This is a genomic window from Acidovorax sp. GW823-FHT05D11, from assembly GCF_058795695.1.
This window is the reverse complement of the sequence record NZ_CM179502.1, coordinates 23,681-40,121: the sequence shown is the minus strand read 5'-3', so window position 1 is coordinate 40,121 and position 16,441 is coordinate 23,681. Positions and strand designations below refer to the sequence as shown.

Genomic DNA, 16,441 nt, shown 5'->3' with positions numbered 1-16,441 from the left:
ACCCCTTCAGGAGCCTTTCATGCACAAGCAAATCTTCGTGAACCTGCCCATCGAGAACATGGCCCGCTCGCAGGCGTTCTTCCGCGCGCTGGGCTACGAGTTCAACCCCGAGTTCACCAACGAACAGGGCGCCTGCCTGGTGGTGGGCGAGAACCTGTTCGTGATGCTGCTGGTCAGGGACTTCTACCAGACCTTCACCAGCAAGACGATCGCCGACGCACGCACCACCTCGGAGGTGCTGGTGTGCTTCTCGTGCGACAGCCGCGAGGAGGTCGATGCCCTCGTCGCCAAGGCCGTGGCGGCCGGCGGCACCTCGCCGCGCCCGGTGCAGGACCTGGGCTTCATGTATTCGCGCAGCTTCGACGACCTGGACGGCCACAGCTGGGAGTTCGTGCACATGGTGGATGCCAGCAAGGCGCTGGGCTGAGCTTTCACCGAGGCCACCGATGCACAACCCCCGCAGTCCCGATGCCGATGCCAGCGCCGATGCCCTGCACCGCACCATCGATTCGGTGTGGCGCATCGAGGCCGCGCGCATCATCGCCAGCGTGGCGCGCATGACGCGCGACGTGGGCCGGGCCGAGGAGCTGGCGCAGGACGCGCTGGTGGCCGCGCTGGAGCACTGGCCCGCCACCGGCCTGCCCGCGAACCCGGGGGCATGGCTCATGACCACGGCCAAGCGCCGCGCCATCGACCACCTGCGCCAGCAGGCGGTGCATGCGCGCGAGCACGAGGCGCTGGGCAAGGACCTGCAGGCGCTCGAAGCCCAGTATGCCCCCGACGTGGTGGACGCGCTGGTCGCTGCGCAGCAGGACGACATCGGCGACGACCTGTTGCGCCTGATCTTCACCGCCTGCCACCCCGTGCTGCCCACCGAGGCGCGCGTGGCGCTCACGCTGCGGCTGCTGGGCGGCCTCACCACGGCCGAGATCGCACGGGCGTTCCTGGTGCCCGAGACCACCGTCGCGCAGCGCATCGTGCGGGCCAAGCGCAGCCTGTCGGCCGCCCACGTGCCCTTCGAGGTGCCGGGCGCGGCCGAGCGCGCGCCGCGCCTGGCGTCGGTGCTCGAAGTCATCTACCTCGTCTTCAACGAAGGTTACGCGGCCACGGCGGGCGACGACTGGATGCGCCCTGCCCTGTGCGGCGAAGCCCAGCGCCTGGTGCGCGTGCTGGCCAGCCTGGTGCCCGACGAGCCCGAGGTGCAGGGGCTGGTGGCGCTGCTGGAAATCCAGGCCTCGCGCCTGCCCGCGCGCACCGATGCAAAGGGCCGGCCCGTGCTGCTCATGGACCAGGACCGCGCGCGGTGGGACCGGCTGCTGGTGCGCCGGGGCCTGGCCGCGCTCGACAAGGCCGAGCAGCTGGCGCGCGCGGGCCATGCCTGGGGCCCCTACGCGCTGCAGGGCGCGATCGCCGCCTGCCATGCCCGCGCGCGGCGCGCCCAGGACACCGACTGGGCCCACATCGTGGCGCTGTACGACGCGCTCGCGCAGGTGGCGCCCTCGCCCGTCGTGGCGCTGAACCGCGCCGTGGCGGTGGGCATGGCCGAAGGCCCGGCGGCGGCGCTGCGGCTGGTGGACGAGATCGCGGCGGACCCCGTGCTGGCCCAGTACCACTGGCTGCCCAGCGTGCGCGGCGACCTGCTGGCCAAGCTGGGCCGCGTGGCCGAGGCGCGCGCCGAGTTCGAGCGCGCGGCGGGCCTCACGCGCAACGTGCAGGAAAAGGCGCTGCTGCTGGCGCGCGCGGGCGGCTGAACGGCGCTTGCACCCCGGTGTCGGGCACCGCGCGCGGCGGCCGCGTGATTTTGTCCCGCGCTTTCGCCAAAATGGTGCCTCGTTCCGTTTTGCCGCCCACCGCCCTGCCATGACGCACCCAGACCCCGTGTTCCCGCTGGACGGCGGCTGTACCTGCCGCCATGTCCGCTACCGCATGCTCACCGCGCCGCTTTTCGTGCACTGCTGCCATTGCCGCTGGTGCCAGCGGGAAAGCGGGGCGTCGTTCGCCTTGAACGCCATGATCGAGGCCGACAGGCTGGCGTTGCGGGTGGGCGAGGTCGACCTGGTGGACACCCCGTCCGAAAGCGGCTTTGGCCAGAAGATCGCGCGTTGCCCGCACTGCCGCGTGGCGGTGTGGAGCCACTACTCCGGCGCGGGCCCGCTCGTCGCCTTCGTGCGCGTGGGCACGCTGGACGCGTCGGACCACCTGCCGCCCGACATCCACATCTACACCGCGTCGAAGCAGCCCTGGATGGTGCTTGCGCCCGGCACGCCCGCCGTGGCGCAGTACTACGACCGGGACGCCCACTGGCCCCCCGGCAGCCTGGCCCGCCGCCAGGCCCTGCTGCCCCGCATCAACGCCTACCGCGAGGCCCTGGGCCTGGACTGAGCGCGCAGCGCGCCGGCCGGTCAGCGCCGCTTTTTCCTTGTGCGGGTGTGGTGCTTCTTGGACGGCTTGGGCGCCAGGCCCAGCGCGCCGCGCGCGAGGGTGTCGGCCTGGCCATTGCGGTGGCGCGGAATCCAGCGCACCGCCACATCGCCCACGGCCTGCATCAGCCCGCGCACCTCGTCGAACAGCAAGGCCAGCCGCGCGATGGGCGCGGCGCGCGCACCACCGGGGGCGAGCTGCTCCACCAGCACGCTGTTGTCGCTGTACATCCGCACGCCAGCGGTTGCAGCGGTGCCCTGGGCCTGCAGCCAGCGCAGCGCCAGGGCCAGCGCCCTCAGCTCGGCCTCGTTGTTGCAGCCGGTGAAGGTGGTGGCCTCGGACAGCTGCTGCGCCACCGTGCCATCGGGCGCGTGCACCACCGCGCCCAGCCCCATGCGCCCCGGGTTGGGCACGGCGCTGCCGTCGCAATGGATCACCCAGAGGGCGGCGTTGTCGTCAGGCACGGAAAACGCGCGGCAGATACCGGCGCGGCGCGGCCGCGCGGGGCGATGTCACTTGTAGAAAGCCTCGACCTTGCCCTTGAGCTTGATCATCAGCGGGTGGCCCTTGCGGTCCACCGTCTTGCCCGCGGGCACCTTCACCCAGCCTTCGCTGACGCAGTATTCCTCGACATCCGTGCGGTCCTTGCCGTTGAAGCGGATGCCGATGTCGTGCTGGAACACCGCGGCCACATGGTGCGGGCTGCGCGGGTCCACGCTCAGGTGGTCGGGGAGTGCGGGGCGGTCGGTGGCGGCAGCGGCTGGGGTGGTGTCGGTCATGCGGTGGTCTGGTTGAAAAGCGAAAGCGCGGATTTTCCGGGATTTGGCCGAGGACCCGGATCAGGTGCCCCCTGGGGCACGGCTGGAACATGAATGAAAATGCCTTCTAGCGCACTGTGGATAAGCGCAGCAGGCTATCGAATATGTAGCAAACGCATTCAGGGCGTGGCGTGCCGCGCGAGCAGCGCGCCCACCGCGGGTTTGGCGCAGCGCTGCACCAGCTGCAGCAGTGCATGGCTGGGTTCGGCCACCCGCCAGCGCGTGCGCAGGTCGTGCTGGATGCGCGCGAGCAGCGCGGCGGCCATTTCGGCATCGGCCAGCGCCCGGTGGGCCTGGCCGGTGCGTGGCAGGCCGTGGTAGTCCACCAGCGTACCGAGCTTGTGGCTGGGGGCCTGCGGGTACAGGCGGCGCGACAGCAGCACCGTGCAGGCAAACGGGTGCGGCGCAGCCACGCCGGCCAGCGCCAGTTCGGCCTGCCAGAACTTGCTGTCGAACGACGCGTTGTGCGCCACCATGGGCGCGTCGCCCACAAACCGCGCCGCGTCGGCCATCACGCCTGCAGCATCGGGCGCCGCGTTCACCATGGCGTTTGTGATGCCGGTCAGTTGCGTGATGAATGCCGGAATCCACGCGCCCGTCTTCATCAGGCTCTGAAAGCGGTCCACCACCTGGCCTTTTTCCAGCAGCACGATGGCGACCTCGGTCGCGCGCGCGCCCTGGCCGGGCGAGACGCCGGTGGTTTCAAAGTCGATGACGGCGATGGGGGGCATGAGTGTTCCGAGGGGCAAGGCCGTGCGTCAGCGGCCCCCATTGCGGGCCGCAGCGGGTTGTGCCGGCGGGCCTGCAGGATAAACCGAACCCCGTGCCGGGCCCCGGGGGTGGTCGGCTGGGAACGGCTACGCCGTGAAGGTGTAGTCCACCGGCACGCGGTGTTCGTAGACCGTCTGGCTCGACGCATTCTTCATCAGCAGCCGCAGGCCCGTGACCGCGCAGGGGTCGATGAGGGTGAAGTGCCTGTGCACGGTCCCCGCGCCGTCCAGCCGGCCCGTGGTGCCCTCGTAGGTCATGTTGGCCTGCGTGTCGGGAATGACCCAGATGTCCAGGCCTTCCTCCGCCTGGATGTCGTATTCGACCTCGACATCGATGCGGGTGCCGGCCTTGACCGTGGCGGGGGACGCAATGGACAGACGGATGTCGGTGATCCGCGATCCCTTGCCATCGTTCCTTTGCGCCTCGTCCAGCACCGCGTCCTCGTAGGTGAAGTCCACGGCGATGGCCTGGTTGAACACCTCCACGAAGTCCCGGTTCTTGACCACGATGAACAACTCGCGCACGGTCCCCGCCTGCGTGAGGTGCACCGAACGGCTCACCCGCCCGGAGCCCGGGTTCAGCATGTCGTGCGAGCCTTCGTAGAGGGAGTCGTAGGTGGTGTCCAGGATCTTCACCCACGCATACAGCGGCTCGCGCGGCGCGCCGTAGCGGTAGTCCAGGGTCACGGTGATCGGCGTGTTGGCCTGCAGCACGCTGCCCGAGGGGGGCGCGATGGAGACCGCGGTGATGCGCAGGTCGGTGCGGGTGTTGTCCTGGCGCCCCGAACGCCGCAGGGCGTAGAAGACCAGCCCGATGGCCACCAGCCCCGCGACGGTGATGTAGACGTTCTCCATGACGGATTCCTCTCCCTGAATGGCTTTCGCACCGTGTTGTTGTGCGGGATGAAGGTGGCGCTGCGCTCCCGGGCAAATTATGGCGGGGTGCCGGCCAGTCCCCGGGGATGCTCCAGGAAGAACCGCAGCATCTCCCGCGTGGCCGATACCCCCCGGGGGTCGGTGTGGCTGCCCTGCGCATGCCCGCCCGCCCAGGCATGGCCGCCGCCATGCAGCACCCAGTGCTCCGCCACCGGCGCGCCTGCGAGGCCATACACCGTGCGCGTGTAGCCCTGGCCACCGGCCGACTGGCCCTGGTGCGTGCCCAGCTCCACGGTGCCCGGGGCGCTGGCCCGCGCCGCCTGCACCAGCTGCTCGCCGTTGCGGGCGTGCACGGTGGTGTCGGCATCGCCGTGGAAGACGATCAGGGGCGCCGCCGCAACAGCCCCCGGAGCCGGGGTGCCCGCCGCCGGCCTGGCGCCATGCTTCATGGCCGACAGCGCCCCCATCACGTTGTGTGCCGCGCCGGCCTGCAGGCCCGAGTGCACGCCCACGGCCGCAAACACGTCGGGGTACTCGCGGCCCAGCAGCGCGGCCATGGCGCCGCCGGCCGACAGGCCCGCCACGTAGACGCGCCGCGCATCCACGGGGTGGCGCGCCATCACGTCCTGCACCATCGCCACCAGCAGAGCGGGTTCGCCGCCGCCCCGGCGCTGGTCTTCGGGGCGGAACCAGTTCCAGCAGCCGTTGGGGTTGGCGCTGTGGGGCTGTGCGGGGTACAGCACCAGCGCGTTGGCCGGGGCGGCGGCGGCGTTCATCCCGGTGCCGGTGGCGAAGTCCACGGGGTTCTGCGTGCAGCCGTGCAGCATCAGCACCAGGGGCATGGGCGTGCCGGCCCCCGCGCCGGGCGGCACGTACAGGTGGTAGTGGTGCGGGTTGTGCGGGGCGCCAGGGTGGTTGAAGGCGACTGCGGTGAAGCTGTCCGGGGGCTCGGCGGCGTGCGGCGCGGCGGCCGCCGGGCGGGCACCCGGCCCGGACGGTGGGGCGGGCCGGGCCGCGCCCGGGGGGACTTGCACGGTGCCGCGCTCGACCACCACCGCGTCCTCCACGTCCTGCGCCGCGCTGCTGCGCCACGGGGTTCCCGTGCGAAAGGCGAAGGGGGCTGCCGGTGCCTGCACCGGGGCGGGGCCCGCGCGTTCCGGCGGCGGCGCGGCGGGCCCCGGCGCCGTGGCCGAAGCGCTGCCCAGCGCCTGCTGGATGGCCCGCGTGGCATCCGCCAGCTGGCCGCTGCGCACCAGGTGGGTGGCCTGACCCATCAGCTGCTTGAGTTTGAGGTTCCAGTCCATGGGGTTCTTTCGTGGTGGTGGTGGTGCGCCGCGCTCAGCCAATGCGCCCTGCCAGGGCGGCCTTGACCGGGGCGCTGGCGTGAAACGCGCCCAGCACCGTGATGGAGGCAATCGTGGCCTGCGCCAGGGTGGGTGGCACGTCGTCGTCGATGCTGACCAGGCCGAGCACGCGGATCTCGAGCACCTGGCCCGCTGCCTGCACGGCTTGCAGCTCGGCGCGGCCAAACCGCTGCAGGCCCAGCACAAGCATCTTGCGGGCCACCACCTGCCGCACGGCGTCGCCCTGGGCGGCCAGCTGCTGGCGGATGGCCGTGCGGATGAAGTCGGTGCGGTTGGCATAAAACCCTTCCGACACCAGCAGGTCGATGTGGCCCAGGTCGACAAAGCCCAGGTTGATCGTGATCTTTTCGGAATCGGGAATCTTGCCGCGCACGGCCAGGGACGAAGCGGGAGCTGGGGTCATGGGGCCCTCCGTGGCCGGTGGTATGGATGTTTTCCATCCATATGGATGGGATGTGGATGGTATATGGATGGAAAGCCCCTTGCTTCAAGGGCCACGCGCAAAAGAAAAGAGCCCGAAGGCTCTTTGCGCATGGGTGCGAGCGGTGCCGGTGCCGGCGGCGCTCAGCCCGCCCCGCGGCTGCCCGCAGGGCCGCTGCTGCCGGCGGCGCCCCGGCGCGACTGCGCCTGGTTGCTGCTGCCCAGGTGCGTGTCGCGGTCGCCCCGGCTTTCGGGGGTGCGGCGGCCCTGGTTGATCTGGGTGGTGGGCTTGTCGCCCGTGCTGTTGTGGGCCTGGGCGACCTTGCCCGAGCCCTCGGTGTTGTCATTGCCGCCCGATGGGTCTTCCTCGCGGCGGTTTTCCTTGCTGCTCATGGAACCTCCTGGAATGGATGGTGAAGAAAAGGCGTGGCGGTGCCGTTCACGGCAGCGTCAGTTCCTTGTGCTCGCCCAGCTGGCGCGGGGGCTGGCCGGTGACGGCCGCCTTGGCCATCTTGAACAGCTGCACCATCTTGCTTTCGTCCACGTCCCAGTATTCGGCATGGCGGATGCGCACGGCCAGCAGGGCCAGCTCCGGATCGGTGTGGCCGCCCGGAAACCATGCCTGGGCCGCGGTCGACCACAAGGCTTCCTTTTGCGCCAGATCGTCCACGAAACGCGCCTGGCCCGAGAGCGAGACATAGCTGTCCGCGCCGGGGTCGGCGTACGAGACGTTCACCTCGCCATCGGTGAGGAGGCGCTCGTACAGTTCGCCGGACTTGGGGATGAAGAAATAAAGCTCCGCCTGTTCGTCCATGCGGCGGTTCTGCGTGGTCAGCGGGTGGGCATGCAGCATGCCGCTGGCGGTGCGGTGGGTCAGCATCCCGAAGCGGATGTCCTTGATGAGCTTCCACAAGGTGTCGTGGGCGGGGGTGTCGTGGGGCATGGGCTCTCCGTGCGGTGGTGAATGGGGAAGGGGTCGGTGCTTCCATTCACTCTAGGCAGGGTGGCGCGCGCACCGTGTCGGCCCGCCGCCCGCCGGGGCGTGGGTGTTTATCTGACACCGCCGCGCCCCGTGCCCTGTATCGCGGGCGGGGGCCCGGGGCCGGGCCCGATCAGGCCTTTTTCAGGAACTCTGACTTGAGCAGCATGCTGCCCAGCTCCGTCTTGCAGTCCACGTTGTGGCCGTCGGCGCCATCGACGAGGCGGATGCCCTTGATCTTGGTGCCCTTCTTGAGCGTGGATGAGGACCCCTTGACCTTGAGGTCCTTCACCAGGATCACCGCGTCGCCATCGGCCAGCGGGTTGCCGTGGGCGTCCAGCACGGCGCCGCCGCCCTCGGGCGCGTCGGCCTCGGCGGATTCGGCTGCCTGGGGCCATTCGAAGGCGCAGTCAGGGCAGATGTAGTGGTTGCCGTCGGGGTAGGTGTTCTCCAGGCCGCATTGGGGGCAGGCGGGGATGGCGTTCGTCATGGGGTTCTCGCTGGGGATGGCAAATGGGGAGGAAGGGAGGGGCAGCACGCGCATGGGACGGGTCCAGCCCCCGGCCCGTGCCGCCGTGGCGCCCGCTGGTGGGGACGGCGCCGCAGGCGACTCGGGGGGCATCCTACAGGGGCGCGCGTTGCTCCAGCGCAAAGGGCGGCAGGCCCTTGAGCAGGCGCTGGCCGTAGCTCGTGCGCATGAGGCGCTTGTCGTAGCAGTAGACATGCGCCTGGTCGTCCTCGGTGCGGATGGCGCGGCCCACCCACTGCGCCAGGCGGATGGCGGTGGCGGGCACCACCAGTTCGCTGAACGGGTCGCGGCCCACGGCGCGCAGCCATTCGGCGCGGGCCTCTCCCACGGGGTCGTCGGGCGGGGCAAAGGGCAGCTTGGTGATGAACACCGACTCGCACAGCCGCCCGGGCAGATCCAGCCCCTCGCCGAACGACTGCATGCCGAAGATGACCGAGGGCTCGCCGTTCTCCACCCGTTCGCGGTGGCGCTTGAGCAGCTGCGTGCGCGGCAGCGCGTTCTGCACCAGCACCACGCCGCGCATGGCGGTGGGCAAGGCGTCCACGGCCTGGCGCATCTGCTCGCGCGAGGTGAACAGCACCAGCGCGCCGTACTCCACGCGCGCGATGTCGTGCAGCAGCGCATCCACCATCTCGGCCGTGAACTGCGCGGCGTTCTTGGGGTCGGCGCGCGTCTCGGCGGCGATCAGCGTGCCCTGGGCGGCGTAGTTGAAGGGGCTGGGCACCTCCAGCGTGGTCGCGGCCTCGTCGCCGTGCAGCCCGGCCTCGCGCAGGAAGAAATCGAAATTGCCGCAGCTGTTGAGCGTGGCCGACGTGAGCACCGCGCCGCGCACCGCGTTCCACAGGTGGTTGCGCAGCGTGGTGCCCGGCAGGATGGGGCTGGCGTGTGCCTTGACCACGATGAAATCGCCATCGACCTCCAGCGTGAACCACTTGGCCGCAGGCACGAAGCTGCGGTCTGCGCCCTGGGGGGCCTCCTGCAGCAGCAGCTGCGCGGTAGCGTGCAGCTCTTCCAGGCGCGGCGCCAGCATGCCGATCTGCGCATACAGGGTGGACAGGCGCTTGGCCTCCTCGGGCTTGTCGCGCATCTCGGCGCGCAGGGCCTTGCTGATGGCGCGCAGGGCTTCGAGGAAGCCGTCGGCGCTGGCGGCCAGCAGCCCCAGCGGCGCGGTGAGCGGCTCGGGCAGCTCGCCGCGCGGCACCCGCACCCGGGCCGGGCCCCAGGTATCCTTCTGGCTCTTGAGCGCGGGGCCGTACACGTCCATCACGATGCGCGCCAGGTCCTGCAGTGTCTGCCGCAGCTGGGCCGCGTGGCGCGGGATGTCGGCGATCTCCTCCACCTCCAGCAGCGCGCCGATGCGCAGGCCCCGGCTGGAGAGCCGGTCGATCCACGCCAGGCGCGACAGGTCCATGCTGCAGGCGAACTGGTCGAGCGCCGTGGCGGGCAGGTGGTGGGCCTCGTCCAGCACCAGGAGGCAGTTGTCCAGCTCGGGCAGCACGCGCGCGCCCAGCGACGACAGCAGCAGGTCATGGTTGGCCACGATCACCTGCGCGCCCACCAGTTCCTTGCGCTTGTCGTAGTAGGTGCACTGGCTGAAGGCGGGGCAGTGCTTGCCCGTGCACGACGCGCCCTCGGCCGCCACGGGGCTCCACACCTCGGGCTCGGGCGGGGTCTCCAGGCTGTCGCGGTCGCCGTCCCAGGCGCCCTTGGCCAGCGTCTGCGCCATGGCGCCGTAGAACTGGATGCGCGCCTCGGTTTCCTGCCGGGGGCGCTTGGCGCGGGCGGCGGCCTCCTCCTCGGCGAACAGGTCGTCTTCATCGGACGCCTCGGCCTCGCCCGTGCCCGCCAGCCGGTCGAGCTTGAGCTTGCACACATAGCGCCCGCGCCCCTTGGCCAGCGCGAACTTGAAGGGCTGGGGCATCAGCGCGGCCAGCGCCGGCAGGTCCTTGTTGACCAGCTGCTCCTGCAGCGCCACGGTGGCGGTGGAGATCAGCACCCGCGTGCCGCGCGACAGCGCCAGCGCAATGGCGGGCGCGCAGTAGGCCAGCGACTTGCCCACGCCCGTGCCGGCCTGGATGACGGCGATGGAGCGCGTGGGCGCCGCCTCGCCGCCCTCCTCGTCCACCTTGCCCAGCGTGGCGCTGCTGAACGTGTGCGCCACCTGCTCGGCCATGCGCCGCTGGCCGTCGCGGCTGCGAAACCCTGGCGTGGCCTGCACCACCGCATCGAAAGATTCAAGGGCCTGCGCGGCCCACACCTGTTGAGACATACAGTAGTGTCGCATGGGTTGGCGCCTGCGCCTTCGCGGCCAGCGGCCGCTTCACCCGGCGGACAGATGGCGCCGGGGACTACACGGCGGCTCCGGGGGCTTTCCTACGATGAAGCCCTGTACCGCAGGAGAGATCACATGCCCACCGCCAGCACCCCGGACCACCCCAGCGCCGCCCCCACCGGCCAGCCCAGCGTCAACACCACCACGCCCCAGTCGCCCGCCACCGCCGGCCGGCGTACCCCACAGGCCGCGCCGCCGCCCGAAAGCGCCGACAAGCCCAAGCTGCCGCACGAGCGCGATGAATCGGTGGACATGACCCACGGCCAGCCCGATGCCCAGGTGGAGCAGGCCTACCGGGACGTGCAGCGGGGCCTGCAGGACACGGACCGGGGCCCGCCAGCGGACAAGGCCTATCAGAAGCAAAAGCAGTAGGCGCTCTGCTATTGATAGCTGCCAGCGCTTGTTGAATAAGCGCTGAGCGGCATTTTCATTCAAATTCCAGTCCCCGGACCTCATCCTCGCTCGCGCAGCGCCCGCTCGATGCGGTCGCGCCGCACCGTGGTCTTGGGCACCTTGAAGGGGAACCACGTGCGCACGTCTTCTTCCAGACCGATGCCGTGCATGTAGTTGTAGATGGCTTTCTTGAGCGCGCCGCCCAGCGCATCGTGGTCCACGCCCGTGGGGTCGATGAAGGCCACGTCGTTCTTGGCGAAGTCGCCCGGCGGCAGCGGCGCGAGGGTCACGCCGTACTCCTCGGGGTTCTTGCCCACGGGCGAGTGCACGGTGCAGGCAAAGCGGTGGAAGAAGCCGCTCTGGATGCAGCCGTTGGCGAACAGCTGGCGCACGTATTCGAGCGCGTCCACCGTGTCCTGCACGGTCTGGGTGGGAAAGCCGTACATCAGGTACGCATGCACCAGGATGCCCGCGTCGGTGAAGGCCCGCGTCACGCGCGCCACCTGGTCCACCGACACGCCTTTTTTCATGAGGGTGAGCAGCCGGTCGGACGCGACTTCGAGCCCGCCCGAGATGGCGATGCAGCCGCTGTCGGCCATCAGCTCGGCCAGGTCGGGCGTGAAGGTTTTCTCGAACCGCACATTGCCCCACCAGCTGATGCCCGCGTTGCGCGCGATCAGCTCGGTGGCAAGTGCTTTCAGCGCCTTGGGGGGCGCAGCCTCGTCCACGAAGTGAAAACCCGTCTGCCCCGTCTCGCGCACGATGGCCTCGATGCGGTCGGCCAGCACCTCGGCGCTCGCGCCCTCGTAGCGGCTGATGTAGTCCAGGCTCACGTCGCAGAAGCTGCACTTCTTCCAGTAGCAGCCGTGCGCCACGGTGAGCTTGTTCCAGCGCCCGTCGCTCCACAGCCGGTGCATGGGGTTGAGCATGTCCAGCAGCGACAGGTAGCGGTCCAGCGGCAGGCCGTCCCAGGTGGGCGTGCCCACCTCGGCGAAGGCCACGTCGGCCTCCATCATGTTGATGTACTGGACGGTGCCCTCGTCGTTGCGCACGAAGGTGCGCACCAGCCGCTGGCGGCCGCGCTCGCCGCGCACATGTTCGAGCAGCGCCAGCAGCGGGCGCTCGCCGGCGTCCAGCGTCACGTAGTCGACATGGTCGAACACGCGCGGGTCGGCCAGCTCGCGCAGTTCGGTGTTCACGAAGCCGCCGCCCAGCACCGTCACCACCTGCGGATGGCGCGCCTTGATGGCCTGCGCGATGCGGAACGCCGCGTACACGGAGCCCGGGAAAGGCACCGACAGCAGCACCACCGTGGGCTGGTGGCGTTCGATGGCCTCGTGCGTGAGCTGCGCCAGCAGGTCGTCCACCAGCGTGGGCGGTGCGGCCAGGGCCGTGGCCAGCGGGTCGAACGTGGGCTGGCTGCCCGCCAGCGATTCGGCATAGCGCACGAATTCGAAGCGCTCGTCCACCGCGTCGCGCAGCACATCGGCCAGGTCGTTCAGGTACAGCGTGGCCAGGTGCTTGGCCTTGTCGTGCAGGCCCAGGGCGCCGAACGCCCAGCCCAGCGGGTCGCCGCCTTCGTCGTCCACATACACGTCCAGCGTGGCGAAGCGTGGGCCCTCGGGCAGGTAGTTGCGGCCCGCGATGCGGTGGGCCAGCGTGCTGTCGCGCCCCTGCAGGAAGGCAATGGCCGGGCCGATGGTGGCCAGGTAGCGGTCCTGCTGCGCGGCAAAGGACTGCACGGCGGGGCTTTGTTTCTTGGCGGGCAGTGCATCCACCTTGGCGGCCACGGCCCTCAGGCCCTCGGGCGAGAGCAGCCGCAGCACGAGCGCCAGCGCCAGGTCCTCCTGGAACGCGAGGACGCCGCGCGAGCGCAGGAAGCCCGTGAGGTAGGCGGTGGACGGATAGGGCGTGTTCAGCTGCGTCATCGGGGGGATGACGGCGAGCACGCGGCACGGGGAAGAGGCCATGGAGCGTGGGGGTGGTGACCGCCGATTATCCCGGCACCGCGATGGTGTCCCTGGCGGTGTGGCTACTGCGGCGGCGGCGCGGGCCGGCTCAGCGGCGGGTGGGCAGCCCGCCGCGCGCCTGTGCCAGCGCGTCCTGGGCCTGCCGGCGCGCGCGCTTGACCTGGTACATCATCTGGTCGGCCACGCGCAGGGCGTCCTCGGCCCTGCAGGTCTGGTCCGGCGCCATGGTGACCGCGCCCACGCTGGCGCCGGCGTAGTCCAGCGATGCGCCCGGCAGGTCGAAGCGGCCCTGCGTGGCCTGGGCGATGCGCAGGCTCAGCGCATCCTGCGCGGTGTGCAGGGCGTCGCCGGCGTGTGCGCTCAGGCTGATCACCACGAACTCGTCGCCGCCCAGGCGCGCGGCCAGGTCCTCGGCGCGCAGCACGCCCCGCAGGCGCTGCGCGACGGCCACGAGGAGCTGGTCGCCCACCTCGTGGCCGTGGGTGTCGTTGATCGCCTTGAAGCCGTCGAGGTCGATGAACGCGATCTGCACGCCCATCTGCCGGCGCCGGCCCTGCGCCAGCATCCGTTCCAGCGCCTCCATGAGCGCGCGGCGATTGGGCAGCCCCGTGAGCTGGTCGGTGGCGGCCACGGCGGCCAGCTGTTCGTTGGCGGCCAGCAGTTTGTGGATGAGCTGCTCGCGCTCCACCTGCTGGCCGATGAGATAGGCGAACAGCGTGAGGATGCGTTCGGCCTCGGGCGTGCGCGGGCGGGCGTGGGTGCTGGCCGCGCACAGCGTGCCGTACAGCGCGCCGTTGCCGACGCGCACGGGCTGGCTCGCGTAGGTGCGGATGCCCAGGCCGCGCGCGGCCTGCGAATCGCCCCAGCAGGCGGGCACGTCGTCGGTGAAGGTGCGGCCTTCTTCCAGCGCACGCTTGCACAGCGTGTCGTTCCAGGGCACGACCAGGCCCTCGGGGATCTGCATGGCGCTGGAGTTGCGCGCGTACAGCACGTGCTGCACGCCCTGTGCCTCGTCGATGGCGGTGAGGTAGGTGGACTCCAGCCCCGTCACCGCCTCCAGCATTTCCAGAAGCGGCCGCGTCAGCTCTTCGACGGAGTGGGCCGTGGAGACCGACTGGGACAGTTGCTCAAGAAGTTCACTCATAGACAAACATGGCTCGAATAGTGATGCGATACGCGCCGCCCGCGCGCCCTGGGGCCTGCCGGACTTCCGGACCGGATCAGGCTGCAGGCTCCGTCAGCGGCGGGGCCTGGTAGTTGTTCTTCACCCGCACGTAGTGTTCGGCCGAGTAGCGCAGGTACGCCATCTCCGCGTCCGTCAGCGCGCGCTGGCGCACCGCCGGGCGGCCCATGTAGAGGTAGCCGCTTTCCAGCACCTTGCCGGGCGAGACCAGGCTGCCCGCGCCCAGCATCACGCGGTCGCCCACCACGGCGTCGTCCATCACGATCGAGCCCATGCCGATCAGGCATTCGTCGCCGATGCGGCAGCCGTGCAGGATCACCGAGTGGCCGATGGTCACATGGCTGCCGATGAGGAGCGGCGAGCCCTCGGGCTTGCTGGCGTTGCGGTGCGAGACATGGCCCATGGCCAGGTCCTGCACGTTGCTGCACTCCCCCACCACGATGCGGTTCACGTCGCCGCGCAGCACGGCGTTGCACCACACCGAGGCGTCGCGGCCCAGGGTCACGTCGCCGATCACCTGGGCGGAGTCGTGGATGAAGACGCCGCTGCCCAGGCACGGGGCGGTATCGAGGTAGGGGGCAAGGGGCATGGGGTGGGAAGGAATGAGGGTGGTGGTGAAGAGAAAGAAGCCGGAATGCGCCGGGGCGCACGCAGCCGCCAAGCGTAGCGCCAAGCGGGGCTCAGCGCCGGAAGACGGGCCCGATGACCTCGATCTTGTTGGTCCAGACATAGCCCGCGAAGCCCCGGGGCACCTGGGCCAGCTGCGCGGGCGTGTCGATGCCCGAGGTGCCGGCGTCGCCCGCGCCGTAGGGGCCCAGCAGGATGATCTCGCTGCCCGCCAGCTGAAGCCGCTGCTGCAGCAGGTTCGGCCAGCCCCAGAGCCAGGGCGCGACGTTCAGAGGCACCATCACGGTGGTCTGGCGGCAGGCCTCGGGCACGATGCCGGCCCAGCCCAGGGCGATGTAGCGGCCCAGGCACTGCGCCAGCCCCTGGCGCGACCAGGTCCTGACGGGTGCCCCGCCCTGGGCCGCGAGCGCCCCGACGGCGCGCAGGGTGGGCTCGTCGCCCCCGTACGCGCCCCAGATGGCCTGCCGCCAGGCGAGCTGTCCGGCCACCAGCGCGGCGAGCATGTCGCCCTCGCGCGCCTCCCGGCTCTTGAAATTGACGAGAAAGCGCTGGCCGGGCATGGCCGTGAAGACCTCGGAGAGCTCGGGCATCAGCCCCACGCCCTTGCCGCGCAGGGGGTAGGTCCGGCCCCCGTCGGCGGTGTAGCCGTAGCCCACATCCAGCGTGCGCAGGTAGGACATCGCGTGGCTGCGCGTGGTGCCCCGGCCTTCGGTGCGGCAATCCAGCGTCCAGTCGTGCAGCACGGCCAGGCGGCCGTCGGTGGTGGGGTGCACGTCCAGCTCCACGATGTCCGCGCCATGGGCGAATGCCGCCTGCATGGAGCGCACCGTGTTCTCGATGTAGTCGTGCGTGGGCGGCTCGATGCGCCGGGCGGTGCAGGTGTCCCGCTCCAGCCCCTCGCGGTGGTAGGTCTGGTGCACGCCCCGGTGCGCGATCAGGCGCGCTTTGGCGCCTTCGGGCGGCGCTGCGCGCCAGGAGGCGTTGAAAACCCAGACCGCCGCGGTGGCGATGCCCAGGCCGATGAGGAGGGAGTGGCGTTTGCGCATGGGAGGCGTGCCCGGGGAGGGGCTGGCGGTCGTGCGGCGAGCATTTTGCCCGGGCCGGGGTTCCCCGCCCTACGGCGCGCCGACCGCGTAGAACCCGAGGAACATTTCCACCGCATCGGCCAGCACCTGCTGCTGCACGGCAGGCGCCAGCGGCGGCTGGCCCATGGCCAGCTGGGGCCAGAAGGCAAAGGACTTGACCATGCCGTGCAGCTGGTGGGCCGCGTACTGCGGGTCCACCCCCGCGCGCAGGGCGCCATCCTGCTGGGCCGCGCGGATCCAGCGCGGCAGGCCTTCTTCCTTTTCGGACAGGCGCGCCACCATGGCCTGGGCGCGCTCGGGCGTGTGCATCATCTCGGCCATCGCCACGCGCGAGAGGTCGATGAAGCTCGCGTCGTTCAGCAGCTCCATCTTCTGCTCCAGCACCGCGAGCAGCTGCGCGCGCAGCGGTCGCCCCGCGTCGTAGGCCACGTCGGGCAACGAATGGCTGCGCTCCCACAGGTGGTCCAGGATGGCGCCGAACAGCTCGTCCTTGCTGGGAAAGTGGTTGTACACCGTGCGCTTGGACACCTCGGCCGCCGCGGCCACGCGGTCCATGCTGGTGCCGTTGAAGCCATGTTCGCGGAATTCGCCGATGGCGGCCTGCACGATGGCCTCGCGCTTGCGGTCGGTCAGGCGGGTGGGGGCGATCACGGTGGCGGGCTCGGTCATTCCCC

The 16,441-nt window shown here is 70.7% G+C and carries 19 protein-coding genes; 4 read left to right on the top strand and 15 right to left on the bottom strand.

Annotated elements, in window-relative coordinates; all coding sequences use genetic code 11:
• The first annotated feature begins 19 nt into the window (after positions 1–19).
• The 3 genes from AC3RCE_RS00215 to AC3RCE_RS00205 all read left to right on the top strand — a co-directional run bounded on the left by AC3RCE_RS00215 (position 20) and on the right by AC3RCE_RS00205 (position 2,382).
• On the top strand, positions 20–427 hold the full coding sequence (locus AC3RCE_RS00215; RefSeq protein ID WP_218339322.1) for a VOC family protein: 408 nt from the start codon (positions 20–22) through the stop codon (positions 425–427).
• 19 nt (positions 428–446) lie between these two features.
• Positions 447–1,751 carry an RNA polymerase sigma factor gene (locus AC3RCE_RS00210; protein WP_492254261.1) on the top strand — a complete coding sequence of 435 codons (1,305 nt, stop codon included), beginning with the start codon at positions 447–449 and terminating at the stop codon, positions 1,749–1,751.
• 109 nt (positions 1,752–1,860) lie between these two features.
• Complete coding sequence (locus AC3RCE_RS00205; RefSeq protein WP_492254260.1) at positions 1,861–2,382, top strand: GFA family protein; 522 nt, start codon at positions 1,861–1,863, stop codon at positions 2,380–2,382.
• A gap of 20 nt (positions 2,383–2,402) precedes the next feature.
• Here the strand turns inward: AC3RCE_RS00205 and AC3RCE_RS00200 are convergent, their stop codons facing one another.
• The 10 genes from AC3RCE_RS00200 to dinG form a co-directional block, all read right to left on the bottom strand.
• The gene (locus AC3RCE_RS00200; RefSeq protein WP_492255444.1) at positions 2,403–2,816 is read right to left on the bottom strand and encodes a reverse transcriptase-like protein; all 414 of its coding nucleotides are present in this window, start codon (positions 2,814–2,816) and stop codon (positions 2,403–2,405) included.
• A 117-nt stretch (positions 2,817–2,933) separates the two neighbouring features.
• Positions 2,934–3,200 carry a DUF3297 family protein gene (locus AC3RCE_RS00195; RefSeq protein WP_492246112.1) on the bottom strand — a complete coding sequence of 89 codons (267 nt, stop codon included), beginning with the start codon at positions 3,198–3,200 and terminating at the stop codon, positions 2,934–2,936.
• A gap of 158 nt (positions 3,201–3,358) precedes the next feature.
• Positions 3,359–3,970 (bottom strand): 3'-5' exonuclease, encoded by a 612-nt coding sequence (locus tag AC3RCE_RS00190; protein ID WP_492254259.1) that lies wholly within the window; start codon positions 3,968–3,970, stop codon positions 3,359–3,361.
• 126 nt (positions 3,971–4,096) lie between these two features.
• Positions 4,097–4,864 (bottom strand): hypothetical protein, encoded by a 768-nt coding sequence (locus AC3RCE_RS00185; RefSeq protein WP_492254258.1) that lies wholly within the window; start codon positions 4,862–4,864, stop codon positions 4,097–4,099.
• Between the two features lie 77 nt (positions 4,865–4,941).
• Positions 4,942–6,189 carry an extracellular catalytic domain type 1 short-chain-length polyhydroxyalkanoate depolymerase gene (locus tag AC3RCE_RS00180; protein ID WP_492254257.1) on the bottom strand — a complete coding sequence of 416 codons (1,248 nt, stop codon included), beginning with the start codon at positions 6,187–6,189 and terminating at the stop codon, positions 4,942–4,944.
• Positions 6,190–6,223: 34 nt separating this feature from the next.
• Positions 6,224–6,652, bottom strand: coding sequence for a CopG family transcriptional regulator (locus tag AC3RCE_RS00175; protein ID WP_218296371.1), 429 nt, complete (start codon positions 6,650–6,652; stop codon positions 6,224–6,226).
• A 161-nt stretch (positions 6,653–6,813) separates the two neighbouring features.
• The gene (locus tag AC3RCE_RS00170; protein ID WP_218296370.1) at positions 6,814–7,062 is read right to left on the bottom strand and encodes a hypothetical protein; all 249 of its coding nucleotides are present in this window, start codon (positions 7,060–7,062) and stop codon (positions 6,814–6,816) included.
• Positions 7,063–7,108: 46 nt separating this feature from the next.
• A complete protein-coding gene (locus AC3RCE_RS00165; protein WP_218296369.1) occupies positions 7,109–7,612 on the bottom strand; it encodes a pyridoxamine 5'-phosphate oxidase family protein in 504 nt (167 codons plus the stop codon).
• A gap of 169 nt (positions 7,613–7,781) precedes the next feature.
• A complete protein-coding gene (locus tag AC3RCE_RS00160) occupies positions 7,782–8,138 on the bottom strand; it encodes a zinc ribbon domain-containing protein YjdM (protein ID WP_218296368.1) in 357 nt (118 codons plus the stop codon).
• A 133-nt stretch (positions 8,139–8,271) separates the two neighbouring features.
• A complete protein-coding gene (gene dinG / locus AC3RCE_RS00155) occupies positions 8,272–10,446 on the bottom strand; it encodes an ATP-dependent DNA helicase DinG (protein WP_492255443.1) in 2,175 nt (724 codons plus the stop codon).
• 138 nt (positions 10,447–10,584) lie between these two features.
• Here dinG and AC3RCE_RS00150 point away from each other — a divergent pair, with 138 nt between their 5' ends.
• A complete protein-coding gene (locus tag AC3RCE_RS00150; protein ID WP_218296367.1) occupies positions 10,585–10,881 on the top strand; it encodes a hypothetical protein in 297 nt (98 codons plus the stop codon).
• Positions 10,882–10,961: 80 nt separating this feature from the next.
• Here the strand turns inward: AC3RCE_RS00150 and AC3RCE_RS00145 are convergent, their stop codons facing one another.
• The 5 genes from AC3RCE_RS00145 to AC3RCE_RS00125 form a co-directional block, all read right to left on the bottom strand.
• Positions 10,962–12,872, bottom strand: coding sequence for a B12-binding domain-containing radical SAM protein (locus AC3RCE_RS00145; protein ID WP_218339332.1), 1,911 nt, complete (start codon positions 12,870–12,872; stop codon positions 10,962–10,964).
• Between the two features lie 88 nt (positions 12,873–12,960).
• On the bottom strand, positions 12,961–14,016 hold the full coding sequence (locus AC3RCE_RS00140) for a sensor domain-containing diguanylate cyclase (RefSeq protein ID WP_492254256.1): 1,056 nt from the start codon (positions 14,014–14,016) through the stop codon (positions 12,961–12,963).
• A 76-nt stretch (positions 14,017–14,092) separates the two neighbouring features.
• Complete coding sequence (locus tag AC3RCE_RS00135; RefSeq protein WP_218296359.1) at positions 14,093–14,644, bottom strand: gamma carbonic anhydrase family protein; 552 nt, start codon at positions 14,642–14,644, stop codon at positions 14,093–14,095.
• Positions 14,645–14,735: 91 nt separating this feature from the next.
• A complete protein-coding gene (locus tag AC3RCE_RS00130; protein ID WP_492254255.1) occupies positions 14,736–15,728 on the bottom strand; it encodes a glycerophosphodiester phosphodiesterase family protein in 993 nt (330 codons plus the stop codon).
• A 69-nt stretch (positions 15,729–15,797) separates the two neighbouring features.
• Entirely contained in the window at positions 15,798–16,436 is a 639-nt protein-coding gene (locus tag AC3RCE_RS00125) for a TetR/AcrR family transcriptional regulator (RefSeq protein ID WP_218296357.1), read from the bottom strand.
• Positions 16,437–16,441 lie beyond the last annotated feature (5 nt).

Coding starts and splice junctions, on each gene's coding strand:
- AC3RCE_RS00215 (WP_218339322.1), top strand. CDS start 20: ATGCACAAGCAAATCTTCGTGAACCTGCCCATCGAGAACATGGCCCGC.
- AC3RCE_RS00210 (WP_492254261.1), top strand. CDS start 447: ATGCACAACCCCCGCAGTCCCGATGCCGATGCCAGCGCCGATGCCCTG.
- AC3RCE_RS00205 (WP_492254260.1), top strand. CDS start 1,861: ATGACGCACCCAGACCCCGTGTTCCCGCTGGACGGCGGCTGTACCTGC.
- AC3RCE_RS00200 (WP_492255444.1), bottom strand. CDS start 2,816: ATGGGGCTGGGCGCGGTGGTGCACGCGCCCGATGGCACGGTGGCGCAG.
- AC3RCE_RS00195 (WP_492246112.1), bottom strand. CDS start 3,200: ATGACCGACACCACCCCAGCCGCTGCCGCCACCGACCGCCCCGCACTC.
- AC3RCE_RS00190 (WP_492254259.1), bottom strand. CDS start 3,970: ATGCCCCCCATCGCCGTCATCGACTTTGAAACCACCGGCGTCTCGCCC.
- AC3RCE_RS00185 (WP_492254258.1), bottom strand. CDS start 4,864: ATGGAGAACGTCTACATCACCGTCGCGGGGCTGGTGGCCATCGGGCTG.
- AC3RCE_RS00180 (WP_492254257.1), bottom strand. CDS start 6,189: ATGGACTGGAACCTCAAACTCAAGCAGCTGATGGGTCAGGCCACCCAC.
- AC3RCE_RS00175 (WP_218296371.1), bottom strand. CDS start 6,652: ATGACCCCAGCTCCCGCTTCGTCCCTGGCCGTGCGCGGCAAGATTCCC.
- AC3RCE_RS00170 (WP_218296370.1), bottom strand. CDS start 7,062: ATGAGCAGCAAGGAAAACCGCCGCGAGGAAGACCCATCGGGCGGCAAT.
- AC3RCE_RS00165 (WP_218296369.1), bottom strand. CDS start 7,612: ATGCCCCACGACACCCCCGCCCACGACACCTTGTGGAAGCTCATCAAG.
- AC3RCE_RS00160 (WP_218296368.1), bottom strand. CDS start 8,138: ATGACGAACGCCATCCCCGCCTGCCCCCAATGCGGCCTGGAGAACACC.
- dinG (WP_492255443.1), bottom strand. CDS start 10,446: ATGTCTCAACAGGTGTGGGCCGCGCAGGCCCTTGAATCTTTCGATGCG.
- AC3RCE_RS00150 (WP_218296367.1), top strand. CDS start 10,585: ATGCCCACCGCCAGCACCCCGGACCACCCCAGCGCCGCCCCCACCGGC.
- AC3RCE_RS00145 (WP_218339332.1), bottom strand. CDS start 12,872: ATGGCCTCTTCCCCGTGCCGCGTGCTCGCCGTCATCCCCCCGATGACG.
- AC3RCE_RS00140 (WP_492254256.1), bottom strand. CDS start 14,016: ATGAGTGAACTTCTTGAGCAACTGTCCCAGTCGGTCTCCACGGCCCAC.
- AC3RCE_RS00135 (WP_218296359.1), bottom strand. CDS start 14,644: ATGCCCCTTGCCCCCTACCTCGATACCGCCCCGTGCCTGGGCAGCGGC.
- AC3RCE_RS00130 (WP_492254255.1), bottom strand. CDS start 15,728: ATGCGCAAACGCCACTCCCTCCTCATCGGCCTGGGCATCGCCACCGCG.
- AC3RCE_RS00125 (WP_218296357.1), bottom strand. CDS start 16,436: ATGACCGAGCCCGCCACCGTGATCGCCCCCACCCGCCTGACCGACCGC.